At 71.8% G+C, this 26,365-nt stretch carries 32 protein-coding genes; 4 read left to right on the top strand and 28 right to left on the bottom strand.

Going from position 1 to position 26,365, the window contains the following annotated elements; genetic code table 11:
- Positions 1-73 precede the first annotated feature (73 nt).
- The 5 genes from ACO2RV_RS02165 to ACO2RV_RS02145 all read right to left on the bottom strand — a co-directional run bounded on the left by ACO2RV_RS02165 (position 74) and on the right by ACO2RV_RS02145 (position 3,967).
- Entirely contained in the window at positions 74-541 is a 468-nt protein-coding gene (locus tag ACO2RV_RS02165) for a glycine zipper domain-containing protein (protein WP_423289317.1), read from the bottom strand.
- Positions 542-632: 91 nt separating this feature from the next.
- A complete protein-coding gene (locus tag ACO2RV_RS02160; RefSeq protein WP_423289315.1) occupies positions 633-2,012 on the bottom strand; it encodes a sensor histidine kinase in 1,380 nt (459 codons plus the stop codon).
- Positions 2,012-2,713 carry a response regulator transcription factor gene (locus tag ACO2RV_RS02155; RefSeq protein WP_423289313.1) on the bottom strand — a complete coding sequence of 234 codons (702 nt, stop codon included), beginning with the start codon at positions 2,711-2,713 and terminating at the stop codon, positions 2,012-2,014. The genes ACO2RV_RS02160 and ACO2RV_RS02155 overlap by 1 nt, the downstream gene beginning before the upstream one ends.
- 211 nt (positions 2,714-2,924) lie before the next feature.
- The gene (locus ACO2RV_RS02150; protein WP_423289311.1) at positions 2,925-3,173 is read right to left on the bottom strand and encodes a hypothetical protein; all 249 of its coding nucleotides are present in this window, start codon (positions 3,171-3,173) and stop codon (positions 2,925-2,927) included.
- Positions 3,170-3,967 carry a glycoside hydrolase family 108 protein gene (locus ACO2RV_RS02145; protein WP_423289309.1) on the bottom strand — a complete coding sequence of 266 codons (798 nt, stop codon included), beginning with the start codon at positions 3,965-3,967 and terminating at the stop codon, positions 3,170-3,172. Before ACO2RV_RS02145 ends, ACO2RV_RS02150 begins: the two co-directional genes overlap by 4 nt.
- Before the next feature lie 80 nt (positions 3,968-4,047).
- Here ACO2RV_RS02145 and ACO2RV_RS02140 point away from each other — a divergent pair, with 80 nt between their 5' ends.
- Complete coding sequence (locus ACO2RV_RS02140) at positions 4,048-4,749, top strand: alpha/beta family hydrolase (protein WP_423289307.1); 702 nt, start codon at positions 4,048-4,050, stop codon at positions 4,747-4,749.
- On the opposite strand, the gene ACO2RV_RS02135 is transcribed toward ACO2RV_RS02140, so the two are convergent.
- The 15 genes from ACO2RV_RS02135 to ACO2RV_RS02065 form a co-directional block, all read right to left on the bottom strand.
- Complete coding sequence (locus ACO2RV_RS02135; RefSeq protein ID WP_423289305.1) at positions 4,730-5,017, bottom strand: hypothetical protein; 288 nt, start codon at positions 5,015-5,017, stop codon at positions 4,730-4,732. The genes ACO2RV_RS02140 and ACO2RV_RS02135 overlap by 20 nt on opposite strands.
- A complete protein-coding gene (locus ACO2RV_RS02130) occupies positions 5,014-5,880 on the bottom strand; it encodes an arabinofuranosidase catalytic domain-containing protein (RefSeq protein ID WP_423289303.1) in 867 nt (288 codons plus the stop codon). Before ACO2RV_RS02130 ends, ACO2RV_RS02135 begins: the two co-directional genes overlap by 4 nt.
- A gap of 2 nt (positions 5,881-5,882) precedes the next feature.
- On the bottom strand, positions 5,883-6,188 hold the full coding sequence (locus ACO2RV_RS02125; protein ID WP_423289301.1) for a hypothetical protein: 306 nt from the start codon (positions 6,186-6,188) through the stop codon (positions 5,883-5,885).
- An 18-nt stretch (positions 6,189-6,206) separates the two neighbouring features.
- The gene (locus ACO2RV_RS02120) at positions 6,207-6,896 is read right to left on the bottom strand and encodes a DUF2793 domain-containing protein (protein ID WP_423289299.1); all 690 of its coding nucleotides are present in this window, start codon (positions 6,894-6,896) and stop codon (positions 6,207-6,209) included.
- Between the two features lie 23 nt (positions 6,897-6,919).
- A complete protein-coding gene (locus ACO2RV_RS02115) occupies positions 6,920-10,813 on the bottom strand; it encodes a baseplate multidomain protein megatron (RefSeq protein WP_423289297.1) in 3,894 nt (1,297 codons plus the stop codon).
- Between the two features lie 255 nt (positions 10,814-11,068).
- Positions 11,069-11,506, bottom strand: coding sequence for an NlpC/P60 family protein (locus tag ACO2RV_RS02110; RefSeq protein ID WP_423289295.1), 438 nt, complete (start codon positions 11,504-11,506; stop codon positions 11,069-11,071).
- Positions 11,506-12,369 (bottom strand): DUF2163 domain-containing protein, encoded by an 864-nt coding sequence (locus ACO2RV_RS02105; protein WP_423289293.1) that lies wholly within the window; start codon positions 12,367-12,369, stop codon positions 11,506-11,508. The genes ACO2RV_RS02110 and ACO2RV_RS02105 overlap by 1 nt, the downstream gene beginning before the upstream one ends.
- A 10-nt stretch (positions 12,370-12,379) precedes the next feature.
- Positions 12,380-13,021: a phage distal tail protein, Rcc01695 family gene (locus ACO2RV_RS02100; protein ID WP_423289291.1), complete on the bottom strand. Its 642-nt coding sequence runs from the start codon at positions 13,019-13,021 to the stop codon at positions 12,380-12,382.
- The gene (locus ACO2RV_RS02095) at positions 13,022-13,648 is read right to left on the bottom strand and encodes a phage tail tape measure protein (RefSeq protein WP_423289289.1); all 627 of its coding nucleotides are present in this window, start codon (positions 13,646-13,648) and stop codon (positions 13,022-13,024) included.
- A 114-nt stretch (positions 13,649-13,762) separates the two neighbouring features.
- On the bottom strand, positions 13,763-13,954 hold the full coding sequence (locus ACO2RV_RS02090) for a rcc01693 family protein (protein WP_423289287.1): 192 nt from the start codon (positions 13,952-13,954) through the stop codon (positions 13,763-13,765).
- Entirely contained in the window at positions 13,951-14,319 is a 369-nt protein-coding gene (locus ACO2RV_RS02085; protein WP_423289285.1) for a gene transfer agent family protein, read from the bottom strand. Before ACO2RV_RS02085 ends, ACO2RV_RS02090 begins: the two co-directional genes overlap by 4 nt.
- A 9-nt stretch (positions 14,320-14,328) precedes the next feature.
- A complete protein-coding gene (locus tag ACO2RV_RS02080; protein WP_423289283.1) occupies positions 14,329-14,736 on the bottom strand; it encodes a phage major tail protein, TP901-1 family in 408 nt (135 codons plus the stop codon).
- 220 nt (positions 14,737-14,956) lie between these two features.
- Positions 14,957-15,361, bottom strand: a complete 405-nt coding sequence (locus ACO2RV_RS02075) for a DUF3168 domain-containing protein (RefSeq protein ID WP_423289281.1) — start codon at positions 15,359-15,361, stop codon at positions 14,957-14,959.
- A gap of 73 nt (positions 15,362-15,434) precedes the next feature.
- Positions 15,435-15,755, bottom strand: a complete 321-nt coding sequence (locus ACO2RV_RS02070; RefSeq protein WP_423289279.1) for a head-tail adaptor protein — start codon at positions 15,753-15,755, stop codon at positions 15,435-15,437.
- Complete coding sequence (locus ACO2RV_RS02065) at positions 15,752-16,318, bottom strand: head-tail connector protein (protein ID WP_423289277.1); 567 nt, start codon at positions 16,316-16,318, stop codon at positions 15,752-15,754. Before ACO2RV_RS02065 ends, ACO2RV_RS02070 begins: the two co-directional genes overlap by 4 nt.
- A 369-nt stretch (positions 16,319-16,687) precedes the next feature.
- Between ACO2RV_RS02065 and ACO2RV_RS02060 the strand changes: the two genes are divergently transcribed.
- Positions 16,688-17,407, top strand: coding sequence for a S1 family peptidase (locus ACO2RV_RS02060; RefSeq protein ID WP_423289275.1), 720 nt, complete (start codon positions 16,688-16,690; stop codon positions 17,405-17,407).
- A 117-nt stretch (positions 17,408-17,524) separates the two neighbouring features.
- Here the strand turns inward: ACO2RV_RS02060 and ACO2RV_RS02055 are convergent, their stop codons facing one another.
- The 7 genes from ACO2RV_RS02055 to ACO2RV_RS02025 all read right to left on the bottom strand — a co-directional run bounded on the left by ACO2RV_RS02055 (position 17,525) and on the right by ACO2RV_RS02025 (position 23,238).
- Positions 17,525-18,772 carry a phage major capsid protein gene (locus ACO2RV_RS02055; protein ID WP_423289273.1) on the bottom strand — a complete coding sequence of 416 codons (1,248 nt, stop codon included), beginning with the start codon at positions 18,770-18,772 and terminating at the stop codon, positions 17,525-17,527.
- A gap of 218 nt (positions 18,773-18,990) precedes the next feature.
- On the bottom strand, positions 18,991-19,557 hold the full coding sequence (locus ACO2RV_RS02050) for an HK97 family phage prohead protease (protein WP_423289271.1): 567 nt from the start codon (positions 19,555-19,557) through the stop codon (positions 18,991-18,993).
- Positions 19,557-19,742, bottom strand: coding sequence for a hypothetical protein (locus ACO2RV_RS02045; protein WP_423289269.1), 186 nt, complete (start codon positions 19,740-19,742; stop codon positions 19,557-19,559). The genes ACO2RV_RS02050 and ACO2RV_RS02045 overlap by 1 nt, the downstream gene beginning before the upstream one ends.
- Complete coding sequence (locus ACO2RV_RS02040; protein ID WP_423289267.1) at positions 19,739-19,927, bottom strand: hypothetical protein; 189 nt, start codon at positions 19,925-19,927, stop codon at positions 19,739-19,741. Before ACO2RV_RS02040 ends, ACO2RV_RS02045 begins: the two co-directional genes overlap by 4 nt.
- Positions 19,928-20,061: 134 nt before the next feature.
- Positions 20,062-21,213 carry a phage portal protein gene (locus ACO2RV_RS02035; RefSeq protein WP_423289265.1) on the bottom strand — a complete coding sequence of 384 codons (1,152 nt, stop codon included), beginning with the start codon at positions 21,211-21,213 and terminating at the stop codon, positions 20,062-20,064.
- Positions 21,214-21,407: 194 nt separating this feature from the next.
- Positions 21,408-22,718 carry a DNA-packaging protein gene (locus ACO2RV_RS02030; RefSeq protein WP_423289263.1) on the bottom strand — a complete coding sequence of 437 codons (1,311 nt, stop codon included), beginning with the start codon at positions 22,716-22,718 and terminating at the stop codon, positions 21,408-21,410.
- Positions 22,684-23,238, bottom strand: a complete 555-nt coding sequence (locus ACO2RV_RS02025) for a hypothetical protein (RefSeq protein WP_423289261.1) — start codon at positions 23,236-23,238, stop codon at positions 22,684-22,686. The genes ACO2RV_RS02030 and ACO2RV_RS02025 overlap by 35 nt, the downstream gene beginning before the upstream one ends.
- 411 nt (positions 23,239-23,649) lie before the next feature.
- On the opposite strand from ACO2RV_RS02025, the gene ACO2RV_RS02020 reads away from it, so the two are divergent.
- Together ACO2RV_RS02020 and ACO2RV_RS02015 are read left to right on the top strand one after the other, a co-directional pair.
- Positions 23,650-24,234: a TetR/AcrR family transcriptional regulator gene (locus tag ACO2RV_RS02020; protein ID WP_423289260.1), complete on the top strand. Its 585-nt coding sequence runs from the start codon at positions 23,650-23,652 to the stop codon at positions 24,232-24,234.
- 83 nt (positions 24,235-24,317) lie between these two features.
- Positions 24,318-24,809 (top strand): hypothetical protein, encoded by a 492-nt coding sequence (locus tag ACO2RV_RS02015; RefSeq protein ID WP_423289259.1) that lies wholly within the window; start codon positions 24,318-24,320, stop codon positions 24,807-24,809.
- Here ACO2RV_RS02015 and ACO2RV_RS02010 read toward each other — a convergent pair whose 3' ends face one another.
- A complete protein-coding gene (locus ACO2RV_RS02010) occupies positions 24,810-26,336 on the bottom strand; it encodes a serine hydrolase (protein WP_423289257.1) in 1,527 nt (508 codons plus the stop codon).
- Positions 26,337-26,365 lie beyond the last annotated feature (29 nt).

The raw sequence follows: 26,365 nt of genomic DNA, 5'->3' as shown, positions 1-26,365 counted from the left end.
GCTCACAGTCGCGAGAGACGGCGGCGCCGCCTCACGCGAGCGTGATCGCCAAGCATCGACCACAGAGAGTGCCTCAGCCCGCGACAGGCGTCCACGTGCCGTCCGGGTTGCGGCAGGCGGTGCCGCGCGCGGTCTGCGGCTGGCCGTTGATGTAGATGGTGTGGGTGAATTCGCGGCACTTGGGCGAGCCGCCGCGGGCATAGGCCGGGCCGGGCACGATGGTGCCATAGGCGCCGCTGTCGCCGCGCCAGCTGACCGGCGCACCCGGCGAGCCATATTCCAGCGCCTGCATCTCCGCCGCCTGCGCGCGCTGGCGGTCCTGCGCGTCGAGCGAATTGCCGATGGCGCCGCCGATCAGGCCACCGATCGCCGCGCCGGCAAGCGTCGCCCCCGTATTGCCGCCCGCGATCTGCCCGATCACGCCGCCGGCCAGCGCACCGATGGCGGCGCCGCCTACCGTGTTGGGATTGTCCTGGGCGGCCTGGCAGCCGGCCAGGGTCGCGCCGATCAGGCCAATGGCAACGAGGTGAGTAGCGCGCATGGAGAATCCTTCCGAAATCGAACCGCAGGGCGCGGCAGAGAGCGGTAGGAATAGGGCGAAACGGCGGCTGCGTCACCCGGTGTCGCGGTCCTCACGCCGCCGGCAGCCGCACGGTGCAGCGCAAGCCGCCGAAGGGCGAGCGGCCCAGCGTGAGCCCGCCGCCATAGAGCGCGGCCAGTTCCGACACGATGGACAGGCCCAGCCCCGAGCCCGGCTTGGTCTCGTCGAGCCGCCGGCCGCGCTTCAGCGCTTCCGCCTGCTGCGCTTCCGAGAGCCCAGGCCCGTCATCGTCGATGACCATCTCGAAGAAGTCGCGCTGGCCACCCTGCCCCGGCAGCGGCGTCACCGTCACCTCGACCAGCGAGCGCGCCCATTTGCAGCCATTGTCGACGAGGTTGCCGAGAATTTCCTCCAGATCCTGCCGCTCGCCGCGGAAGCGCACGCCCTCGGCGATCTCCGTCTCCACGGCGATGCCCTTGGCGCGGTAGACCTTGGCCAGCGTACCGGCGAGCGTCGCGACGATCGGCCCGACCTCCTCCACCGTGCTCACCACCGAGACGCGGGCGGCCATGCGCGCGCGCTCCAGATGGTGCGCCACCTGCCCCTTCATGATCTCGGCCTGCTCGCCCACCTTCGCCGCCAGCGGATCGCCGGCCGCTGCCGGCCGCGCCGCCTCGTTCTGCAACACCGAGATCGGCGTCTTCAGTGCATGGGCGAGGTTGCCGACATGGGTACGCGCGCGCTCGACGATCTCGCGATTGGTGTCGATCAGCGCGTTGACCTCGGCGGCGAGCGGGGCAATCTCGATCGGATACTCCCCTCCGATGCGATCCGCCCGCCCGGCCCGTACATCCGAGAGCGCGCCGAGCAGCCGCTTGAGCGGACGCAGGCCGAACAGCACCTGGAAGGCCAGCGTCAGAAAGAAGGCGAGGCCGATCACCGCCAGCGTGAGGACCAGCGCCTGGTTGAAGACGTTGACCTCCTCCTCGATCTCGCCGGCGTCCGCCGCGACGGCGACGACATAGCGCCCGTCCTCGCCGAGATCGACCAGCCGCTCGACGATGCGCAGATTCTGGTCGGACGGCCCCTTGGCATAGCCCTCGCGCAGGCCGCCGAGATCGGGCTTGGTTTCGCGGTCGAGCAGCAGCGGCAGCGTGCCTTCCGGCATGGAGCGGGAGGTCTTCACCTGCCGCGCCGGCCCGTCGATGCGGGTGATCTGCCAGTACCAGCCGGAAATGGGGAAATTGAACAGCGGGTCGCCGAGCGTGGTCGGCTCCGGCATCTCGCCGGTGGTCGAGTTGGCGACATCGGCGACGATGGTCTTCAGATACACGTCGAGCCGCCGGTCGAAGGCGCGCTCCACCGCGTCGCGATAGACCGAGGACAGCACGAGCCCGGTGACGACCAGCACCGCCACGCTGACGACGGTCGCCGAGACGAAGAGCCGGAGCGCCAGCGAGCGCGCGCGCATCAGCCGGGCGTTCCCTTTGGCGCGGCCGCCTGCGGCAAGGCTTCCGGCGGCACCAGGAGATAGCCGAGCCCGCGCACGGTCTGGATCACCTCGACATCGAGTTTTTTGCGCAATCTTCCGACAAAAACTTCGATGGTGTTCGAATCGCGGTCGAAATCCTGATCGTAGAGATGCTCGACCAGCTCGGTGCGCGAGACCACCCGCCCCGCATGGTGCATGAGATAGGCCAGCAGCCGGTGCTCATGCGAGGTGAGCTTGACCTGCTTGCCGTTCACCGTCACCCGGCCCGAGCGGGTGTCGAGCATCACCGGGCCGCAGGTCAATTCGCTCGCGGCATGACCGGTGGCGCGGCGCAGCAGCGCGCGGATGCGCGCCAGCACCTCCTCCATGTGGAAGGGTTTGGCGACATAGTCGTCGGCGCCGGCATCGAAGCCCTGCACCTTGTCGCTCCAGCGGTCGCGCGCGGTGAGGATCAGCACCGGCATCTTGCGCCCCTCGCGCCGCCAGGCCTCCAGCACCGACAGCCCGTCCATTTTGGGCAGGCCGATGTCGAGCACCACCGCGTCATAGGGCTCGGTGTCGCCGAGGAAATGGCCCTCCTCGCCGTCATGGGCGCGGTCGACGGCATAGCCCGCCTCGGCCAGTGCCTCGCAGAGCTGGCGGTTGAGATCGGGATCATCCTCGACAACGAGCAGGCGCACGTCATTTCCTCGCGGCACACCACGCAGGCGGCGCGCGGCGCGCGGAGAATGCCATCATGGGCGCCGCCTGTCAGGTGCCGCGCGTCAGCCGGCCGCGCCCCTCCACCCGCACAGCTCCCGCCCGACGGCATTGTGCGCCTTCACCTGGCGGATGGTGGGATCGGTGTCGGCGCTTGCCCAGCCGATGGGGCGAAAGGCGCCGCACGCGCCCCTAGTCGCGGCGGAAGGCGTCGTCGTCGCGCAGCCGGCGCTCGTCAGCATTGCGGCGATCAGCAGCGGCACGCGCGCCTTCCGCGCGGCGGATCGTTTCCACGACATCGCGTTCTCCCTGTGCCAGGCAGGCCGCCCGGCCCTCCATGCGCCCCTTGAGGTAGACCCCGCCCAGCGCGGCAAGCGCCAGCACGAGCAGCGCGCCCGCCCGGCCCGCCGGGCTCGCGATCAGGCCGAGAATCATCGTCATGGCACGGCCTCCCCCGCGCGGATGCGCGCCAGCGCGCCGTGCAGCGTGAGCACGACACCCGCCAGCAGCAGCGCGACGAACAGCCAGCGCAGCACCGGGACGACCTCCGCCAGCGGCGCCAGCGCCTGCGCCTGCTCGGCGACCACCGCGCCGAACGCGCCCGCCCCGCTCATCAGCCCGCCCGCGCCTTCCGGCACTCGGACGAGCCGCACGTCGCCGGGACGTGCCTTGGCGGTCGGCGCCGGTGCCCCGCCGGAGGGCGGGAGAACCGCCTCGCCCGTCGCCATCCCCAGCGCCGCCTGCCGCACCTCGCCGACCCGGCGGGTCCAGCCGGCGCCGAAGGTCGGGAAGGTCCTGAGGGTGCGCAGCATGCCGAGGCGGCGATCGCACACCTCGCCGATGACCGCCGTCACGTCGTGCCCCTCCAGCGCCGCCAGCGTCAGCGTGCCGACCTGCCCGTCGGCGCTCGTGCCGAGCGTGCGCTGGAGCCATTTGGCCGCCTGCGCCGGGCCGGAATTCACCGCCGCGTCGAACAGGCAATAGTCGAGGCCATCCGGCAGGTCGTCGGCGCGCACCGCGCTCCAATATTGCGCGCGATAGATCGCCGCGATCTCGTCCGGCGCGATCCGCCGGACGCTGCGCGCGGCAAGGCCCTTCCGGCGACGCCAACCATCATAGACACGCTGGGTGACGCCCTTCATCGTCGCCCCGCCGGGGTCGGCGGGATGGTGGGCATAACCCCCCTCATGGACGAGAACGCGCGCGAGCGCCCCGTCGAAATTCGACGCGGTCATGCTAGGCTCCGGAGTGTCGGGGGAAGCCGCCTTTGCCCGGCGGCTGCGGGTGCCGCCGGTCGGCTTCGGCGGGTTGAGTAATGAGTGAGAGTGACGTCGTTATCGTGTTCCAGCTGGGCAATTCATACCCGCAGGACCAGATCATCGAGGACGAGATACTTCGGCGGCTGCCTCTGTCGCATGTGCGCTACCGGCAGATACTTGCTTCCTACAGCAGGTGCATTCCGTTCAGGTGCATCGCGACGCGCCTGCGAACGCTCCGCCGCGTGCTCGCGGCACTGGGCGACCGGCCGGTCATCCTGGTGGGGCGCTCGTCCGGCGCCCGCGTGATCACCAAGCTCGCGGCCGAGGGACTGCCGCAGATACGGGGCGTCGTCTGCATCGGCTATCCGTTCCGGCCCCCCGGTTCGAAGCTCGATCCCGACAGGATCGACCATCTCCGGCTGCTGGAGACGCCGACCCTGATCTTCCAGGGCCGCGACGACGAGTATGGCGGCATCTCGGCGCCTTTCGACTACGCCCTGTCGCCGAATATCGAGTTCGTCAGTTTCCCCGGCCGGCACGACTTCCCGCCGGAAGCGTTCCCCTGGGACGAGCTGACCCGTCGCATGATGGACATGGCGAGCCGTGAACGGCAGACGACGTTCGATGCCCCGCCACGCCAACCGCTCCGGCCCGGCCCGGCGAAGCTGGCCGATCCGGCCTGGTGGACCGACCAGCGTGCCATCGCCGTGGCAACGGTGCGCTGGCTGATGAGGGCCGTCAGGCGGCCGGGGCGATAGCCCAGTCCGCCGGTAGTTCCCCGATCAGCGCCGCCCTTTCGTCCGCCGTCAGCAGGCCATCATAGGCCGCCGGCGACAGGCCGAGGCCCGCCTCGGCGGGTGTCGACGGAATCACCAGCGCCGCGCGCCCGTCGGCGGGATGATCGCGCACCGACCACACCGCGTCGGTGACGGCGCCCTCCGGCTCGTCGGCCGGGCGCAGCGGCGCATAGGCCGCGCGCGAGCGCGCCTCGGCCGAAGCCCGCGTGGCAAGGATGAGATAGCTCACGGCGTCCCCCATGCGGTTTGGCAGCTGGCGCGCAGATAGGCGCGCAATTCGGGCGTGGTGCCGCTCATCAGCAGCACCTCGCCCACCGGTTCATACCAGGACACGGCGCCGGCCGGACGCCCGCCGACGACGAGGGTTCCCGGCGAGGCGATGGCGTAGCTCATCGCCTGCGTGGCGGAGGCGCCGTCGAGCGTGGTCGTCACGGTGGTCCCGCCCTTGAAATCGGCGGCGCAGAACCGCAGGGCCGGCGCGGCGCTTGTGGCGATCGCCGCCGCCGCGCCGCCGAGCGCGACCGCCGCGAAATTGTTGGTCGTGTTCAGTCCGATGCCGGGATCGGAGAACGTCGCCGTGCCGCCATAGGCGACCGCATAGCGCCACTGCCCCGCTCCCTGCGCCAGGGTGAGCGCCGTCACCGCGACGATCGAGTGATCGGCCGCGCCGGCAGGCATCCCCGCGGAAAGGGCGGCCGCGGCGAGCATCTTGCCGGCGCCCATCGTCATCGACGGCCGGCCGTTCGGGGCGATGTCCAGCACGCCGGCATTGACGAGGCGCGGCTGCCCCGCCGCCGCGGCGTAGGTGATGTGCCGTCCATGTCCGCTCTGGTCGTACCAGGTCACGACATAGCCGGACCCGGCGCCCACGAACGCCAGCAGCGCGGCAACGTCGAGCCAGCCGCCGACGAAGCCGATATCCGTCAGCGCGTTGTCGCTGGAGCGCCGCACGCGGATGCAGGGGCCACTATGGGCGGACGACAGCAGCCGGAAGCTGAAGGCGGCGAACAGCAGGGCGAGAAAGGCGTCGAGCGGGGCGCGACGCCGGCCGAACCGCCGGCGCGGCAGCGCAAATCCTTCGGCAAAATCCATGGTCAGTTCACCGTATGGATGTCGAGGCCGGCCGTGGTGCCGGTCGCGAAGACGCGCCGCACCATGTATTCGATGACGACCGGCACGCCGACCGGCAGCGCCAGCACGAGAGGGGCCGCGTCGTCATTGCCCACGGGCAGGATGCGGATCTGCGCGCTCGCCAGCGTCGCCGGCGCGAAGACGCGGATGCGGGCATAGCGCGGCAGGTCGTCGCCATCGTGCGGGCTCACCACCGCGCCGGAGCGGCCGAGGCCGGTGGGCGAGATGGCACTGCCGCGCCACGGGTCCTTGGCGGAATCATAGGGCATGGCTCTCTCCGGAAGGGTTCAGATGCTGAAAGCGAGGAGGAACAGTGCAAGGCGCACGCGCCCGCCGGTGAAGGCGCCGCCCAGCGCGGTGACGCGCAGCGGCGTGTCGGCATAGAAGGCCTGCGGCCCGATCACGCCGATATTGGCGGCGCCGGCCGCGACGCTGAGCAGCCCGCCGAACTTCGCAGTCTCCCCGGCGATGCCGACCTCATAGGCGCTGGCGCCGGTGACGGCGGTCACCGTGCGGCTGGCGACGCCGAGGCAGATGGCGCGGTCAGGGATGAGGATGGTCGACGCGACCGACGCGCCGGCCAGCACCAGCTCCTCCTCCAGCGCGCGCAGCGTGACGGCTCCGCCCGATTGCGTGCCGGCGAGAAGGTCGGACCAGCCGGCGCCGGTGTGTACCAGCGTGGCGCGCTCATCCGCGACGAAGACCCGCCAGCCCGCGCGCGGGGATAGGAATGTCCAGCCGTCCTCATAGAGCGCGATCCGGCCGTCCTGCCCCGCCCAGTCGCCGCTCGCCCCGGCCGCCACCAGATGGCGGTCGCCGGCCATGGGCGCGCCGGGCGGCAAGGTGCGGTGACGGTCCTGCACCGCGAGCTGCGCCAGCGCGTCGAGCCGCGCCAGCGCCTCGTTATGGGTGACGTGCTTCTGCGCCTGCGCCGACGCGATCAGCGGCAGCGCGAGCAACGGTGTCGTCTCGCTCATCGGGTTTTCCTGTCGGAGAGGATTCAGGGCGCCAGCCGCGCCTCCAACCACCGGCCGGGGCCGGCGCTGGTGGAAAGCTGGGCGATGCGCACATCGAGGAAGGGCTGCGGCGCGCCGAAATCGGCGATCTCGTCGGCGGCGGCATAGAGGAAGGACGGCGCGCTCACGGTGAGGCTGCGCACCACGCTCGCCCCGTTCATGACCTCCAGCCGGTACGCCTCGCGCTCCTCGCCGAGCGGCACCTCGGCCGCCTCCCAGCTATCGCCGTCGACCCGCGTGCGGCGGGTCCAGCCGATCTCGACGCCGGCCACCGTTCGCCGGGCGCGCGGATGCACCGGCGCCAGCGGAAGCAGCGCCGCCGCCCCCACCACCCCGGCGATCTCGGCGACGCCGGCATCGCCATGGTCGCGGTCAGCCCGCCCGACCCGGAAGGTAAGGCCGCGCCCGAGCAAATCGAGCCCGGCCGCCGCCGGCAGGAGATTGCGGTCGAGCCGCACCAGCCGCGTGCCGGCCGGCCATGGCGCGCGCGCCTCTACCTCCGTCCCCATCTGCCCGCGCAGCAGGCTGGACAGCCGCCAGCGCCGCGCACCGATCAGCTCGGCTTCCGCGAATTGCAGCACCTCGACCGCCCCGTCCGGTGCGATCAGCGCCAGCGCATTGGCGCCACCCAGCACCGCCTCCTCGCTCGCCGCCGCGATCAGCCCGCCATCCAGTTCCACCTCGAACGCCGCTGATCGGTTCCAGCGCCAGGGCAGGCCGGGGGCGAGCGCCGTCAGCGTGGTGCCCATCACGGCGGGCGCGGGCAACGTGCCCACCCGCTCGAAGCTCGCGCCGTCGACCTGCCGCCACACCGCCATCGCCCCCGGCCAGGGTTCGGCGAACGCCGCGAGCCAGGCCAGCACCGGCGCGCTGGTGCCGGGCAGGTTCGGCAGGGCGAGCAGCGCCAGTTCCGGCGGGCCGGGGCTCGCCGGCAGCGCCACCGGCCGCGATGGCCCCGCCCGCACCGCGAGGTCGAACACCGCCGGATCGATGCCGCGCACGGAGAGCGTGCGCGCCTCGCGGTCCTCGATGGCGGTGATCTCGACCAGTCGCGTGCGTCCGTCGCGCATGAGGCGCACCACGTCGCCCGGCTCCAGCACCAGGCGCGAGGGTGGCAGGGCGAGGCGCCCGGTCTCGCGGCCGGCCCACGCATCCTGCAAATTCATCTCGGCAAGGCCGGCGGCGAGGCCGGGATCGGCGATCATGGCGACGTCGAGCGCCGTCTCCGCCCGCGCCCCGCCGGCAAGGCGGCGCGAGGCGGCGGTGGCGCGGCGATAATCATTGCCGCCATCGATGAAGCCGAGCGTCACCGTGCGCGGCAGCTCGTCCTCGCTGGCGCGGGTGAGGGCAGGCGCGGAAATGTCCTCGCCGGCGACGATATCCTCGTCGGTGAGTGTGGCGACGATCCGCCCGCCGCGCGGGCGCAGCGCCAGCCCCTCGCCATTTTCCATCAGGTCGAAGCCGAAGGCGCGCGCCAGCGGCTCCAGCGCGGCGCGCGCGGTCATCGGCCGGTCGACGACATAGCCGTCGATCACGCCCCGCAGCTGCGAGGCGTCGACGCTCGCGCCGAAATCGGCCGCCAGCCTTGCGCACAGCTCGGCCAGCGGCGCCGCGCCGAGTCGGCCGGTCAGCCAGTGTCCGGTCTCCCAGTTCGCCCCGTCGGCCCAGATGTCGCGGGCCAGCGGAAACACCGGGAAGGGCCGCGCGTCCCATGTCCAGGCATAGATCGCCGCCGGGTCGATCATCCGCCCGCCGGGGTGACCGGCCGGCGGGTTGGCGGCGTCGGCGGAAAAGGCGTCGAGCGTGGCTTCCAGATGTCGGCGCTGCATCAGGTCGTCGCGCCGGCCATTGGAGAAGGGCGGCACGCCGTTCTCCACCGATTTCGGATCGGGGAACACGCTCGGCCGGTTGGCGCCCTTGTCGACCGCCGCGCAGCCGATCTCGGTCAGCCGCACCGGCTTTCCGCCCGGCACCCAGGCGGTCGGCACACCTGAGCGCACCCCGCCGACGCGCTCGTGATGCGCATTGGCCCACCAGCCGGCGATGTCCTTTTGCCGGAACACCCACGGCTCGCCAAAGGCGCCGTCGGTGATCGGCAGGCGCGCCTGCGCGTTGCGGGCGGCGTCATCGGGGTAGTACCAGTCGAACCCCTCCCCGCCGCGTACGTTGCCGGCGAGATAGGCGCGCTCATAAATGCTGGCATGCTGTGCGGCGTCGAGATGAGCGTCGCCCTCGCGCCAGTCGGCGATCGGCGCGTACCAGTCGATGCCGAGAAAATCGATGTCCGGGCAGGCCCAGAGCGGGTCGAGCGGAAAGCGCAGCTCCGCCCCGCCTTCGCGCACATGGCCGGCATATTCGCTCCAGTCGGCGGCATAGCCGATCTTGGTTTCCGGCCGCAGGATGGAACGCACCTCGGCCGCGAGTGCGACATAGGCTGCGACCGCGGGATAGATTCCGGGTGCCACGCGCACCCGCGTCAGCGCCGCCATCTCCGAGCCGATGAGGAAGGCCTCCACCCCGCCGGCCAGTTCCACGAGATGCGCGTAGTGCAGCACCATGCGGCGCAGCGTCCATTCCTCCGGCCCGGCATAGTCGACCTGCCCGTCCGCGCGGCTGAAATCGCCGGCCGCGGCGCTGCCGAACAGCGCCGCCACCTGCGCCCCCGCCGCCGCGGTGCCGTCCGGCGAGCCGGGCCGGTCGGGCGCGGGATGGCAGGTGATGCGCCCGCGCCAGGGATAGCTCGGCTGCGAAAGGCCCCCGCCCCACGGGTCGGGCAGCGTGTTGCCGGCGGGGATGTCCATCATCACGAAGGGATAGAACGTCACCTTCAGCCCGCGCGCCTTCAACGCCTCGATGCAGCGGCGCACGCTGTCGTCCGAGGGCGTGCCGCCATAGGCCGGGCGCCCATCGACCGTGCTGACGAGAGTGGCGTCCGCCCGCGTGCGCCCGGCCACCGCCCACTCCATCGCGCGCAGCGCCCAGTTCGCCTTCACGCGCCGCTCCACGCGCGGCTCGATGCGGCAGTCGCCGGCGCGCAGATCGGTGCCGAACCAGGCGACCACCAGCGCCACCCGCTCAAGGTTCGGGCACAGCGCCATCAATTCGTCGAGCGAGGCGTCGATATCGCTGTCGGCGGTCTCGATATGCCGGTTCTCCGGCTGGTAGACGCCGGCCCGCAGCACCTGCCGGATCTCGCGCGGGTCGTAGCCGAACTCGCTCGCGCCGGGGATCAGCGTCACCGCGCGGATGCGCCCCTCCAATTCGCCGACCGGCCGCACCAGCTCCACCGTCACCTGCGGCAGGCGATTGCCGTAATCGGCCAGCGGCAGCCGCTCGAACACCACATAGGCGAGGCCGCGATAGGCCGGCGCCCCGCCCTCGCGCGCCTCGATCAGCGGGTCGGGCAACTGGTCCTCGCCGCCCATGTGCAGGCGCAGATTGATGCCCTGCCGGTCCAGCGGTTTGCCATCGACCCAGATGCGGCCGATGCGGGCCACCGGCCCCTCGCACAGCCCGACGCCGAAGCTGCCATAATAGCTGTAGGTGGTCGTCGAGCTGCCGCCGCCGAAAGCTCCCCCTTTCCCGCCGGAGGACTGCGTCTGCGTCGAGACCACCTCCTCCACCGGCGCCGCCCAGATCACCTGCCCGGCCAGCCGCGCGCGGCCATAGAGCCGGGCGATCGGCGCGCCCTCGGTGGAGGTCATGGTGCCGAGATCGGTGAGGCGCGGGCCCTCGGTCCGACGCCCGCCGCCGAGCAGCATGTTGTCGAGCGCCGCCCCACCAATGGCGCCGAGCGCCCGCCCGGCCAGCGCGCCCAGCGGCCCGAACAGCGCCCCGCCGACCGTCCCGCCCAGCGTGCCGAGAATGAGAGTGGCCATGGGTGCTCCATTCCTGAAAAGCCGCCATCCCGGCCGAAGGCAACGCCGGAGAGCCGGGATCGCTCACCATGCTGGCAGCGATCCCGGCTCGGTCGTTGGCCGTCCGGGATGACGGGGAGGGGCCGAGGGCAACAGGCCCCCTCTCCCCGAGGGGAGAGGGATGGGGTGAGGGGAAGCCGCCTGAATGAGCTGCGAGCGCGCTTCCCCCTCACCCGCCGCTGCGCGGCGACCTCTCCCCCTCGGGGAGAGGTGAAATCACGCCCGCGGAAAGGCGAATGCCCCGGCGAGATGCCGGCGCCACCACGGCGCGAGGAACACCTCGGCCACCGCCGCGCCGTCATGGGCGTGCACCATGCGGTCGCCGCTCACCAGGATCGCCGCGTGCTTGGCCGGCAGATGCGCGCGCCAACGGAACAGCAGCACGTCGCCGGGCGCGATGTCCGCGAGCGCGACGGACCGCATATGCCGCCCCGCCGCCTCGATCATCTGCTCGGTGCGGCCCGCCTCGGCCCAGTCCGGCGCATAGGCCGGCAAAGGCTGCGGCTCCGGGCCGATCACCGCCCGCCACACTCCGCGCACCAGCCCGAGGCAGTCCGCGCCATGGCCCTTGCAGGAGGCGCGGTGCAGATAGGGCGTGCCGATCCACGCGCGCGCCTCGCGGACGAGGCGCGCGCGCAATTCCTCGCGCTCCATCACTGCCCTCCCGGCACGGCGACGCGCAGGATGGCGTCATTGCCCGGCATGTGCGGGAAGCCGCGAAAATTCAGCACATTGGCGAAGCGGTCGCGGCAGGTCTCGAAGCGCTTGTCGCAGCCGGCGGTGACGGTGAACGCATCGCCGACATCGAGCGGTTCGGGCGGGCGCTGCCACAGCTCCAGCCGCACCCCGCCCGCCATGCCGTGCGTCTTCACCTCGCAGGCGAAGCCCGCATTGGCGCCCGAGCTGAAGACGAGCCGCCCTTGCGTGAACCAGCCATCGGCGAAGCCGTCGAGCCCGGCGGCGCGGAACAGGCTCGCACCCTCCACGCCCGCCACCGTGCCAGTGCCGCGATAGGCCGGGACGTCGAGCGCGAGCCCGCAGCGCGCGTCGCCGAAATCGGCGTCGCAGCCGGCGGTGAACAGCCGCCCGCGCACCATGTTGAGCGGACTGGAAAGCCCGCGCAGCTCGGCGGTGAAGGCGCCGCCCTCGCGCCGCACCTCGCCGACCGTCCCGCGCCGCAGCCGGATGAAATTCGCGGGCGCCGACCAGTCCGCCAGCAGCAGTTCCACCGCCGCGCCGTCATAGCGGCCGGCCGAGAGCTCCGCCTCGTCGATGAGGTCGGAGGACAGCGCGGCGGACATCTCCCCGCCCCCCACCGCGAAGCCAAGCGCGGCGGCCTCCTCGCTGCCCGCCACCCCGCTGGCGGCGCGAAAGCGGGTGCCGTCGACGGTGAGGTCCTCATCATGCTCGGTGACGCCGACCACAACACCGTCGCGGCGGGTGAGGCGCCAGCAGCGGGCCAGCGTGGTCGCCCCGCCCGCCAGCGCGGCGGCGAGCCCTGCGGGAAGAGCCCTCATTTGTGCGTCCTCATGGCCGGATCTCCAGAACGGGAATGCGCGGGATCGCCCCGGCCTCGAAGGCGGTGAGGTTCACTTCGAGAAAGTCCGTGTCGAAGCGCACCGGCACGTCGAACCGGAAGCCGGCGGTCACCGCCTGCCCCGGCCCCGGCACATGGCCGGCGAGGAAGGTCACGAGCCCGCTCGTCGCATCGAGCGTGAAATGCACGCCTTCGGTGCGCTCCGCCCCGTTTACCGCCACAAGCACCGAGCCGGCGACCGGCTTGGCGATGGGCCGGACATAGGGCGCATGCGCGCCGCCATAGGTTTTAGTGAGGGCAAACGCCGTGCGCACCCCGTCGCCCGTCCCCAGCGCCTGGTCGAACGGCGACACCTGCGCCCCCGGCGCGGCGGAGGCATGGTCCAGCCGGTCGCGCCAGCGGAAGCCGTAGAGCCGGCCGCGCCGCTCCTCGAAGAAGGCGACGACGGCGGAGAGCTGCGCCAGCGATTTCACGCCATAGCCCGCGTCCCAGCGCCGGCGCGAATGAGCGAGCCGCGTATTGCGCTCCTCGCGGCCGGTCAGCGTGGTGACGATCTCCGTAGCCCGCTCCGGCCCGCCCGCCGCGCCGAGCGCGATGTCGAGCGGGAACAGCGTCTCGTGAAAGGCGGGCATCTAGAGGCTCCTTTCCCCGCGCGCGACGGTGCGGGCAATGAGGCCGGACAGATACGCCTCCGAGCGGCGGAAGGAGGAGGCGTCGGGCGTCGCGACGTTCACCGTCACATTCACCGCCCGCCCGCCTCCGCCGGCGGCGACGCCGAGCCGGCCGTCCGGCCCGCGCCTGAGCGGCAGGATGGCTTCCGCGCCGCGCTCGCCCATCAGCCCGGTCTGGCCGTTGCCGAGCGGGAAATAGGTCGGTGCCGCCACCACCCCGCCTTCGGCGAAGGGGATGACGCGCCCGCCCTGGAAGGCGCCGCCCGAAATCACCCCACCTTTCGCGAAGGGCAGCGCGCCGCCCAACGCCCCACCGAGCGCCCCTTGCAGCAGCCCGGCAATGCCCTGCTCCAGCGGGCGGAAGGCGGCGTTGATGGCGAGCGTCGAGAGCCGCGACACCAGCGATCGGAACACGTCGTCCGCCTCGCGCCCCTTCACCGCCGCGCCGGTGAGCGCATCGCCCACCACGCGCCCGAAGCTGCGCGCCAGCCGCTCGGCTTCAGTGATGTCGCGGCGAAAGGCGCTGGTGTCGGCCGCGATCTCCACCGTGAGCCCGTCGCCGGCGCCGGCGTCGTAAGTGTCGGTCATGGGGTTGCTCCTGGGATGACGAGGACACGCCCCTCTCCCCGGCGGGGAGAGGGCTGGGGTGAGGGGGCATTGCCGCCCGCGGCGAAGTTGTTGCGCTGGGTCCCGACCCGGCCCTCAGTCCGGAAACCGCGCCATCAGTGCCGCCAGCCCCGCGCGGCCGAGCGGCGCCCTTGCCGGCCCGGCCACCGTCTCGATGGCGGCGGCGAGCTCGCGCGGGGTCAGCGCCCAGAAAGCGGCTGAGGACAGAAGCAGCCGCCCGAAGCCGAAGCCCATCGCCGCCTGCCAGGGGAAGGCCGGCGTCGTCACCCCTGTTGCCCCGCCGCGCGCGTCGCCTCCGGCAAAGGGCGCTCCCCGGCGCCCTCCCCGGCGCCGAAGGTGGCGGCGATGAGTTCGCCGACGAGGCGCGCAAAGCCCGCCGCCCCGCCCGGCGTGGTCATGCGCGCCACCTCGTCCTCGCTCACGCTCTCCCCCGCGCCGCGCAGCCCGGCGGCGAGGATGGCGATGGCGTCGCGCGCCGAGAGCCGGCCGGCGCCGAAGCGCTCGGTCAGCGCCACCAGGTCGCCGGCGCCGAACGCCGCCTCCAGCTCCGCCAGCGCGCCGAGCGTCAGCACCAGCGTGCGGGGGCGCCCGTTGAGCTCGGCGGAAATCTCCCCGCGATGTCGATTGGCCATGGGTGCTCCTCACAGCGCCGCGAAGCTGATCTCGCCCGCGCTCTCCAGCGCGATGTCGAACGTCACCTCGCGGTCGTGCTCGGCGGCGATCTCAAGGGCGGTGATCTGGAACGGCCCCTCAAGGGTGCCGAAATCCGGCACCACGATCTGCGCGCTGCGGATCGTGCCGTCGAAGAAGCTCTGGCGGATCAGCGCGTCCGAGGCCGCGTCCTTGAAGATGCCCGAGCCCGCCACCGAGGCGCGCTTCACCCCGGCGCCGGCCAGCAGCTCGCGCCAGCGCCCGGCGCTCTCGGCATGGGTCACGTCGACCGGCTCGGTGTTGAAGGCGATCTGCCGCGAGCGCAGCCCGGCCACCGTGGCGAAGGCCGCGCCGTCATGGATCTTCAGCAAGAGGTCCTTGCCCTTCTGTGCCGCCATCGGCCGGGCTCCTTGTGTCTGGAAATCGGGATAGGTATTCAGAGACGGTTAACCATGTCGGCTTATCCTGAGGTCTCCGAGGCGATGGACGGCGTCCGCGAGACCTCGCGCCTTGCGTGAGTGAACCGCCGCAAGCGCGTTCATCTTCAGAATCAACTTCACCGGGATTGCCGAGTCGGTTGAATCGCTTGGCGCGCGTCCTTCGCACGGTCGGAAAACCTCAACCGGTTTCCGTCACCGCGCGAAACCGCACCAGAGCGCGGTAGGTCCGCCCGCCCGCCTCGCGGCGAATCTCGGCGCTGGAAAAGCGCAGATTGACCAGACGGTGCCCGGCCAGCGCGAGCGGCGCGTCGTGCAGCGCCTGCTGCACGAGATCGGCGATGGCGTGCGCCTCGCTATGCCCGCCCTGCCGCGACCAGACGCTCAGCGTCAGCCGGTGCTCATGCCCCGCCTCGGTGGCGGTGGACCAGTCGCTGAGCTGCGCCTCGCCCAGCGTCACATAGGGGAAGTCCGGCGCCGCCGGCGGCACGTCATGGATGCGCGCCCCGCCCAGCGCGGCCAGCAGCGCCGCGTCGGTGGTCAGCGCGGCGAACACCGCCTTGCGCAGTTCGTTCGCCGCACTCATCGCCGCCTCCTGTCGATCATCCGGTTGAGCCGGCGCCGCAGCGCCTCGACGCCCTTCAGTCGCGCGGAAAACCTCACGGCGTCTCCTCCCGGCAGTCGCAGGCGAGGCGCCGGCCGCGCCCTTCCGGGTCGCTCACCGCCTCGACCAGGAAGCGCCGCGCGCCGAGACGCAGCCGGTCGCCCGGCCGCACGGTGGCCGGCGCGCGCACGGTGACGATGTGCGTCAGCACCGCGCCGGGCCGGTCCGCGATCTCGCCCGGCGCGGCGCGGGTGTCGAGCGCGCCCCACAGCGCGTCGACCGCGAGGAAGGCGCGCGTCACCCCACCCTGCCCGTCCGGCGTCTCCACCGGGGTCTCGTGCACCAGCCGGTGCCGCATGGAACCGACGGCGCTCATAGCCGCGTCACCCGGAAGGGCGCGACCAGCGCGTCGAGCCGGGCGGGAAACGCCGCGCCCGCCCCCGGCACGTCGCGGTGCTCGTAGAAATGCGCCAGCACCACCCGCACCGCCTCGATCAGCGGCGAGGGCACATGGTCGGCGCCCGCGCCATGGCCGGCGGTGACGTCGATGGCGATGCCGGCGAGGGCCCGCCCCGGTGCCGGCACGCCCGCGCGGTCGACCCGGATCAGGCCGGGCAGCCGCGCCACATCAGCGGTGAGCGCGGCCAGCGGCACCGCGATTTCCGCGCCGACGGCGTCCAGCACATGCGCGCTCGTGACCGCCCGCAACGGGTTCACCGGCAGGGGAATGAGCCCGGAGACCGGCCAGGCATCGCGCAGGATCCGCCAGCCCTGGTCGATCAGCACGCGCCGCGTCAGCGCCTCCACCGTCGCCCGCGCGGCGGTGATCATCGCGCCGATCAGCGCGTCCTCGGCGTCATGGTCGACGCGCAGATACGCCTTGGCTTCCGCGAGCGTCAGCGGCTCGGCCGCGGGCCCAGTGAGAAGGATGGCGGGCATGGGGTTCCCTCTGTACGTCTTCGAAGTTCTGATTGCCGCAGATCGCCGTCATCCTGAGGTGCGAGCGGCGCGAGCCTCCGGCGGCACCTCGGTGTCTGGCTCGTAATTGTGAAAGCGCGCATGGACGGCGGCTTTCTCCCTCTCCCCGACGGGGAGAGGGTTGGGGTGAGGGGTCTTCGACGCTTCGCAATCGTGAAAACCCCTCACCGACCCGCTTCGCGGGCCACCTCTCCCCAACGGGGAGAGGGATTACAAGTCAGACTCTCAGGATGACGGCGCCCGTCTGGTCAGGCGCTCCGATCGCCGCCCCCGATTGACGCCGGCCCCCGCCGCCGCCACAACGGCGGCGCCCTCAGCCCGGAAGATCCGATGCGCGCCCTGCTGCTTGCCGTCCTCGCCGCCCTCGCTTTCTCCGCCCCCGCCCGCGCCATTGTCGGCGGGCAGCCGGCGGATGCGGCGCTGAAGGCGGAGACGGCGATGATCGTCTCGACGCGCGGCGCCTCCTGCACCGGGGTGGTGCTGGCACCGAACGCGCTGCTCACCGCCGCCCATTGCGTGCAGCCGGCGGCCGATTACGCGGTGGTGGTGTTCGAGGCCGAGGGCCCGCGGCTGATCCCGGCCAACCGCATCGCCGTTCACCCCGCCTTCGATCCGAACTCGTTCGAGACCCGCCGCCCGACGCCGGACCTCGCCATCGTGCGGCTGTCCGCGCCGCTGCCCGGCAGCTTCCGCCCGGCGCAGCTCTCGGCGGAGGTGGCATTGCCCGCCCGCCGCACCGCCTTCACCGTGGTCGGCTTCGGCGTGACCAAGGACGGTGACGGCAAGTCGGCCGGTACGCTGCGCGCCGTCGAACTGCCGAGCATCGGCACGACGGGCGGCATCATGGTCCGGCTGTCCGACGGCGCCGCCAAGGGCGGCTGCACCGGCGACAGCGGCGGCCCCGCCTATCTCGACGGCATGGTCGCCGGCATCATCGGCTGGTCGACCGCCGCCGGCGGCGCACGCGGCTGCGGCGGCGTCACCGGCGCCACGCTGGTCGGCCCGCAGCGCCCCTGGATCGACGCGACGGTGCGCGGGATGGGGCGCTGACGAGCATCCTTCGAGGCCGGCTGGCGCCGGGCACCTCAGGATGACGGTGCTCTCTCTGAGGACACGCGTCATGCTGAGGTGCCGGCCCGGCGAGGGCCGGCCTCGAAGCACGCAGCTTCACGCCGCGAACTTCAAGAGCTTGATCGCGTCGAAGTCCTGCACGCCGCCGCCCACCCGCTTGGTGGTGTAGAACAGCACATAGGGCTTGGCGGAATAGGGGTCGCGCAGCACCCGTACCCCGGCGCGGTCGACCACGAGATAGCCGCGGCGGAAATCGCCGAACGCCACCGACAGGCTGCCGGCGGCGATGTTCGGCACCTCCTCGGCCTCATGCACCGGGAAGCCCATCAGCTGCGGTGGCGCGCCCGGCGCGGTGGGCGGGGACCACAGATACTGGCCGTTCTCGTCCTTCAGCTTGCGCACCGCCCCTTGCGTGCGCCGGCTCATCACGAAGCTGCCATTCTGCCGGTAGCCGACCTTCACCGCATAGACGAGATCGACCAGCGGATCGGCCGGATTGGCGGCGGGGAAATCGCCGGCCGCGCCGGTGGCGATGAAGCCGAGCTTGCCCCATTCCCAGGCGCCTTCCGCCACCGTGTCATAGGCGAGGAAGCCCTTCGGCTTGCCGACGCCGTCGCCGGTCACGAAGGCCGCGCCCTCCTGCGCCGCGAAGGCCGCTTCCACCTCGATGGCGAGCCATTCGTCGATGTTCACCGCCGCGTCGTCGAGCAGGGTCTGCGTCGCCGCCGGCATGGCGTAGAGCTCCATCGCCGGGAAGGACAGCTCGTCGAGCACCGGGCTCGCGGTCTGCGCCCGCGCCGCCGTCTCCGCCACCCAGCCGACGGCCGGGCCGGAGGTCATGAACGGCTTCTTGTAGGTGCCGGCGGAAATCACCCGCACATCCGCAATGGCGCGGATCGGCGAGAGCGCGGCAAGCCGCTTGCCGATCTCGCGCTCGGTCTCGCTCGGCACCACATAGCCGCCGTCAGTGCCGACCCCGGCAGAGAGCGCCTTGGCCTCCAGCCGCTTCAGCCCCGCCGCCTCGCCGGTGCGGACATAGGCGTCGAACGCGCTCTTGTGCTCACGGGCGGCGATATCGCTCGTGAGGTCGCCCCCGCCCAGCGCCGGCCGGCGGGCTTTGAGCACCAGCTCGTCGATCAGCGCCTTCTGGCTGTCGAGCACGGCGTTGAGGCGCTCCACCTTGTCGGCGGTCACGCCATCGACGCCGCGCCGCTCCAGCTCGCCGAGCCGCTGGTCATTGGCGTCCTTGAACGCCTCGAAGGCGCCCATGAACTCCTCGAAGGCGGCGGAGACTTCCGGCCCACCGGCCGACTTCACTTCCGGTGCGCGATTGCTGAGATCCATGTTGCTCATGTCCATGTGCGTGAGAAAGAGAGCAGCGTCACGGCCGGCACGGTCACGGCATGATCGCCAATTGTCAGGAGGCCCGGTCTGCCCCCTCTCCCCGTCGGGGAGAGGGTTGGGGTGAGGGGGCACCACGTCTCCGCAACCGCTAGAGCCCCTCACCGACCCGCTTCGCGGGCCACCTCTCCCCAATTGGGGAGAGGCAGGAAAGAAGGCTTTCACGCCATTGCCGGCTTCAGTGTGGGCAGTGCCCGCAGGCGCCGCGCGCCGCGGCGGATGGTGGCGGCCAGCGAGCCGGCGCGCTTCACCGCGGCGATGCGCGCGTCGGGCTGCATGGGAAAGGTGACGATGGAGATCTCCCACAGGTCGATCCGCGCCAGGCGCCGCACGCGCGAGCGCGGATCGGTGCGCCCCTCCACGGTGCGGAAGCCGATGGACAACCCGTCGATGGCGCCCGCGCGCATCAGCGCCAGCACCTCGCGGGCTCTCGCGACATCCAGCGTCAGCCGGCCGCGCACGAACAGCCCGGCAGCGTCCTCGCGGATCGCCTGCCAGGTGCCGATCGGCTCATTCGGATCGTGCTGGAACAGCATGCGCACGCCCGTGGCACCCCGCTCGGCGAGCGAGCGGGCGAAGGCGCCGGGCAGGATCAGGTCGCGGCCGAGATCGACCCGGCCGAACAGCGCGGCATAGCCCTCGAAACTGCCGTCGGGCTCGATGTTCGCCAGCGCGCCGGACTGGGCCTTGGTCTGGATCGGCGGAGCGGCGTGGCTGAACAGCCCCATCACGCGCCCTCCCCCTCGCCCCTCGGACGGCGGGTGGCGGCGGCGCGCTCCAGCTTGCCGAGCGTGCGGCCGAACTGGCGAAAAACCTCAGGCGCCTCGCCGGCGCGGCCGGGTGTCGGCAGGCGCGGGGCGAGCCCGTTGAAGCGTGCGGGCAGGAAGGCCCGGATACGCGGGGTCGATGTCATTCCTCGTCTCCGAGCTGGGCGTTGAAGCGCGCGATCTCGCGCACGAAGTCGTCGAAGCGCCGGGCGGCGCGGGAGAGTTCGCGCATGGCGGCGGCGGCCAGCGCGGAGGCGCCGAGCGCCCACATCAGCAGCGCGAGATGGGCCAGGTCGCCCCGAGCCGCGAAGGCGTCGATGAGGGTCTGCACGGGCGTGTCTCCCTTCAACCAGACGTCATCCCGGACGCCGCGATGCGGCGATCCGGGATCGCGTGCCGAGGAAGAGCATCAGGCGGGCCGCGATCCCGGCTCTCGCTGCGCTCGGCCGGGATGACGGGATTGGACTATTCCCGCACGCCGTAGCCCACCGCCTGGCGCTTCTCGTCGTCGGTGAGGAAGCTCGCCTCGTTCACCCGGCGCCACAGCGCCTCGCGCTCGAAGCTGAGCGCCTCGACGGTGTCGAGGTCGGGCTCCAGCACCAGCCGCGCCGCGCCATAGGCCGGCGCCAGCCAGCCCGCGAGGTCGGCCGCCAGCCGGCGCGCCAGCGGCAGCACGGTCTGGCGCCACAGCACGCGGCTCGCCTCGGCATAATTGGCGTAGGTGGCGTCGCCGGGAATGCCGAGCATCATCGGCGGCACCCCGAAGGCGAGCGCGATCTCCCGCGCCGCCGCGTTCTTGGCCTCGAGGAAATCCATGTCCTTCGGCGTGAGCGAGAGCGGGCGCCAGTCCAGCCCGCCTTCCAGCAGCAGCGGGCGGCCGGCATTGGCGCTGCCGGAGAAGTTCGCCTCCAGCTCTTCCTTCAGCCGCTCGAACTGCTCGTCGGAGAGGTTGCCCGCCCCGCCATAGACCAGCGCTCCGGACGGCCGCGCCGCATTGTCGAGCAGCGCCTTGTTCCAGGCGCCCGCCGCATTGTGCAGGTCCAGCGCCATCTGCGCCGCCTCCAGCGGCGGGGCGCCGTAATGGTCGTCCAGCGGGTTGAACAGCGCGACATGCAGGATCGGCGGCACCGCACCCTCCTGGGTGAAGCGCACCGAGCGCCCGCCGGCGGTGTAGTCATAGCCCTGCGCCCAGCCATCGGCGGCCGGCACCACGCGCATGCGGTCGGGCCGCAGCACATGCAGTTCGCGCGGCGCGCCATCGAGCGCCACCGCCTCGACATAGGCATTGCCGGCAATCAGGAGATGCGCCGCCAGCACCTCCATCAGGCCGGTGCCGGAAAGCCGGGGATTGGGCCGGGCCAGCAGTTCGATCAGCGGATGGGCGGCGATCTCGCGCCCGTCCTCGGAGAGGGTGAAGCCCACCTGCCCCACCGCCTCGGCGACGAGGCGCACGCAGCGATGCGCCACCGCATTGCGCTGGTAGCCCTCGCGGGCCAGCGCGCCATAGTCGCGCGGCGTCCAGCGCGGCCGGTGCCCGGCGATCAGCGCCACCAGCGCCTGCGTGCGCGAGGCCTTGGCCTCCGGCGGCGCGTTCCGGCGGAAGGGAAAGAGCTTCATGAAGGGGCTCCGATCTGTGAAACAAATCGCCGTCATCCTGAGCTGCTCGCGCAGCGAGCCTCGAAGGATGGTCCTTTGGCGTACTTGGCGAGCATCCTTCGAGGCCCGGCCGGCGGCCGGGCGCCTCAGGATGACGTTGCTTTATGTGGCAGACACCCGGAACAACGGCGTATCGGCCATTCGGCCGGAGGGGCTCACACCCTTCTTACCCGTGGCGCCACATCCTTCGGGCCGAGTGCCAGCGCGGTGATGGCCCAGACCAGCGCGTCGAGCCGGTCGGGCGAGCGCCCGTTCGACAGGCCGTCGCGGCCGAAATCGCACAATTCGTCCTCCAGCGCCGGGAAGGCGCCGGCATGGCGCACGCGGCCCTGCTCATAGAGCGCGGCGACCGGCTCGGCGCGCAGCCATTTTCCGCGCGTCGCCCGCACCTCGGCCACCGGCACGGCCGGGTCGATGCCTCCGAGGATGGTCCTCACCATCTCGCCGCCCTGGTTGACCTCCACCACCACGCGGTCGGCCTCCAGCTGGTGGAACAGCCCGATGGCCCGGCCGCCCCAGGCGGTCGGCGTCAGGCCCTGCGCGCTCGCATCGGCCAGCACATGCACGATGCCGGCACGGTCAATGCCCGCCGCCACCAGCCCGCACGCATCGGCATGCTTGCGCGAGGAAGCCGGCGGATCGACCGCCACCACGATACGCACCAGCTCGGGCGCCGTGTCCTCGCGCCCCGCCTCCAGCACGGCGCGGTTCCACAAGGCGTCCGGCCGGTCCTCGATCAGTTCGCCGTCCAGTTCCTGCCGGCCGAGCCGGGTGCCGGCATAGCGGCCGACCACGGTGTGGAGAAAACTCGGCGCCAGATGCGCGGCGTTCTCCGCCGTGCCCATGCGCGTCACCGCCGTGCGCGGATCGGCGAGAAGCGCGCGCAGAAGTGCGGTCGGGCGCGGCGTCGTCGTCACCATCTGGCGTGGCCGGGCGCCGAGGCGCAGGCCGAATTGCAGCATGTCGAAGGCCGCCTGCGCGTAGCGCCATTTCGCCAGCTCGTCGCACCAGGCCGCATCGAATTGCGGCCCGCGCAGCGATTCCGGGTCGTCGGCGGAAAAGCCCTGCGCCACCGCGCCGTTCGGCCACTCCAGCCGCCGGCGGGTCGGCTCCCATCGCGGCCGCTCGCGGTGCGGATGCACGGCGAGGATGCCGGAGACGCCTTCCACCATCACCTCGCGCACATCCGCGAGGCTCTCCGCCACCAGCGCGATGCGCCCGGCCGGCGGGCCGTCGCGGCCTAAAGCGAGCGCGCGCACCCATTCCGCGCCCGCTCGCGTCTTGCCGGCGCCGCGCCCGCCGAGCACCAGCCAGGTCAGCCAGTCGCCGCCACCCTGCGCGGCGCGCGGGGGCTGCTGCGCCGGCCGGCCGATTAGCGGCCAGTGATGCAGCAGCCGTTCCGCGGTGTCGGGCTCCAGCCCGGCGATGAATTCAGCCAGCCTCCCCTGCCGCCAGCACGCGCTCAAGCGTCGCGCCAAGCTCGCGTCGGAAGGCGTCGGCATCGCGTGCGGCTGCGTCATCCTCGGCCCCGTCCGGCTCGTTCTTCTCCAGCGCCGCCAGTTCGCGCAGCGCCCGCACCAGCACGGCCAGCGTGCGCGCCGCGCGCTCGGCATCGGCGACGCTCGCCTCGCCCGGCCCGCCGGCCAGCGCCAGCAATTGCTCGATGCCGGTGATCTCGGCCTCGATGCGCGCCACCAGCCGCACGATCAGCGCGCGGCGGGAGAGCGACGCCAGCGCGGCCTCGCCTTGAACCGGCGCGAGCGGCGGTGCGCTCGTCTTGAGCGGGGGAAGATCGGGCGGCAACGCCAGGCGCGCGACGCGGTGCCGGCGCGGCTGCCAGCCAAGCTGTTTCACGCGGCAACTCAAGGTGGTCTTGGCAATACCGAGCATGTCGGCGATGTGCCGCATCGGCACGTTGGTCGTCTCGTAGAGCCGCCGCGCGACCGACAGTGCCTCGGGCGAAATGGCCCGCACCGGAACCGACATGCCACCTCCGCCACGCGCTGGTCGAGACATGAAAAAGCCGGCCCAACCGGCCGGCTGAAACCTCGCCCCGAACGCCCGCCGCCGGGCAACTCGCCCGCGCCCTCGACGCAACTGTGGAGCATGACAGGAAGCTACCGGACCAGCGTCACGCTGTCAAGGACTATTTTCCTATTATAGGACTTTCATTCATTTCCTGCTCGCATATCCGCGGACACGCTGCGCAGGGCGTGGCGCCGATCGCAATACAATGAAAGCGGCACGCCGCTTCTCGATCTAAAGCCCGCGCGCAGCCTCTTCACCCCCTCGCCCCGGAGCAGCCGGGCGACCGACAGGTGAGGGATTAGCCCGCCAGGGTTCGGCCGATTCCGCTCGCACCTTGACTGCCTACCTATTAGTAGGTATACAACGACTATGAGTAACGCCTCCTCCACCTTCGACGACATTCTCCGCTGCGCGCGCTCGCTGATCATCGCGGGCGGCTATAATGGCTTTAGCTATGCCGACATCGCCAAGGTGGTCGGCATCCGCAATGCCAGCATCCATCACCATTTTCCGGCCAAGTCCGATCTCGTGCGCACGCTCGTCGCCCGGTATCGCGCGGAGGCGGAAGCCGGAATCGCCGAATTGGAGCGCAATGTCGCCGATCCCGCCGGCCAGCTGCGCGCCTATACCGGCTATTGGCAAGCCTGCATCATCGATGCGAGCGCGCCGTTCTGCGTCTGCGCGCTGCTGGCGACGCAGATTCCCGTGCTGCCCGCCGAGGTCGCGCTGGAAGTGCGTGCGCATTTCCGCGTGCTGTCGGCGTGGCTGACCTCCGTCCTCGAACGGGGCGCCCGGGAGGGTAGCCTCCGGCTGGATGGCACGGCCGAGGCCGAAGCCGAGACCTTCCTCGCGACGGTTCACGGCGCCATGCTGTCGGCCCGCGCCTATGGCGATGCCGGCATGTTTGGCGTCGTCATCCGCCCCTTGCTGGCGCGGCTCATCTTCTCCCGCTGAGGGAAAAGAAACCCGTCGCTGCATGCCCTTTTCGACTACCTACTAATAGGTAGTCATGCTGCTCTCAGGATAAGGATTTTCGCATGTTCGGGATCTCTCCCATTGGCTGGGTGCATACGCTCGGCAGCCTGCCGGCCATTCCCGTGGCGGCCTACATGTTCGCCCGCCATGGCCGCATCGTGCCGTGGTCGCGGCCGGGCATCGTCTACTTCATCGCCATGGTGATCGGCGCCAGCACGGTCTTCCTGGTCGCAAAGAGCCCGCCGGCTGCCATCGCCGGTGCGGTCACGCTCGCGCTGCTGTTCGCCGGCTACGGCGTCGGGGCCGTTGCGCTGCCGCCGCGCGCCGCCCGGTACATCGAGACGATCTGCCTGAGCCTGACCGCGTTCCTGCTGATGCTGCCCACCGTTTCCGAAATCCTGCGCCGCGTGCCGGACGGCCACCCCTTCGTCACCGATCCGACAGCGCCGCTGCTCGTCGGCGCCCAACTCGCCATTCTGCTCGCGCTCGTCGTCGGCCTGAGCGCGCAGCTCATCCATCTGCGCCGTCAGGCGAGCACCGCCGGGCGGCGATGATCACTCCCGCGCCAGCGTACCCAGCCCGAAGCCATCGAGATCCTCGATGGTCAGCGCACTCGCCCGCCCGTCCGGGCCGAGCGTGAAGCTGATGCCGGAGGGCAGGTCCGGCAGTTCGGCAGCGGGAATGTAGGTGAAGGCGTCGCGGTTGAAATGGCTCAGCGGGAAGCGCGTCGCCCCGCCCGACCCCAGCCGCAGCTCCAGCCCGCTCCCCACGACCGCCACCTCCGCCGCGCCGAGATAGGCATTGGCGTAGCGGCCTTCATAAGCCTGGAGCGGGGCGGCCGGCAGCACGCCGCCGGCGGGCGGGGCATAGCGCGCCTTCGCCGCCGCCACGGCCGGGGCGAACATCCCCTCGAAGGCGGCGTTCCACGGGGCGATCCATTCCTTGTCGACCCGTCCGTCGAAGACGAGGTCGAAGAAGCTCGATGCCAGCCCCTCGGGCACGCCGGTCGGGAAGGCGTTGGCCAGCACCACGAGGCCGATGCCCGCCTCCGGGTAGATCGTCACCAGCGTGCGCGCGCCGACGCTGAACGCCCCCGCATGCCCCCAGCTCAGCCCGTGCCGGCCGAACTCGACATTCCATCCCAGCCCATAGAAGGAGGCATCGCCGGTCACCGGGTTGCGGCCGCGATTCATCAGCGGCTGGTGCGTCGCCGCCAGCGCCTCCTCAGCGATCAGCCGCTTGCCGTCGAACACGCCATTGGCCAGTTCCAGCCGCAGCCACTGCGCGAGGTCGCGGGCGCTGGAGGAGACGCCGCCGGCCGGCGCCTGCGCGTCCGGCGCGCGGGTGAGCTTCGCCGCCCATTTTCCCGCCCCGCCAATGTGCAGCGCGGCGCGGTTGGTGCGCGCGAGGAAGTCCGCATGGCGCGAGGAGGTGGAGGCCATGCCGAGCGGGCGGTAGAGCTCGTCCTCCGCCACCTGCTCCCACGGCTTGCCGGTCGGTTTCGCGGCGGCCACGGCGCCTTCGGTGAGGCCGAAATTGGAATAGGAATAGCCGGCGCGGAAGCTGGAGGAAGGCGGCACGAGGCGCAGGCGATCGAGGATGGTCGCCCGGTCATAGCCCAGCGCCTCCAGCTCGTTGCCGGCATCGCCGGGCAGGCCGGAGCGGTGGGCGAACAGGTCGCGCACGGTGAGCTGCTGCGTCGGGTAGGCGCCCTGCAGCTGGAAGCCGGGATCGAGCGCGGCGATGGTCGTGTCCCACTCGACCAGCTTCCTGCTCACCAGCGCCGCCACCACCGTGGCCGAGATCGGCTTGGAGAAGGAGGCGAGCTGGAACACCGTGTCGGCGTCGACACCCGCCGGCTGCCCCGCCTCGCGCAGGCCATAGCCCTTCAGGAACACCACCTTGTCGTCATGGACGACGGCGATGGCGAGGCCGGGCACCAGCCCCTCCGCCGCCGCCTTTGCCGCCAGCCGGTCGAGCCCGGCCAGCGCCGCATCGACCCTGGCGCGCGGCACCGGGTCGGCGAAGGCCGGCACCGTGGCCAGCAGGGCGGCGCAAAGGGCGATGAAAGGACGGCGCATGAGCGGCTCTCCGGCGGGGACCGGCGCCA

It is taken from the genome of Ancylobacter sp. VNQ12 (assembly GCF_049445835.1).
GTDB lineage: Bacteria > Pseudomonadota > Alphaproteobacteria > Rhizobiales > Xanthobacteraceae > Ancylobacter.
Note: the sequence above shows the minus strand (reverse complement) of the source record. Positions and strands in the feature narration are given on the sequence as shown.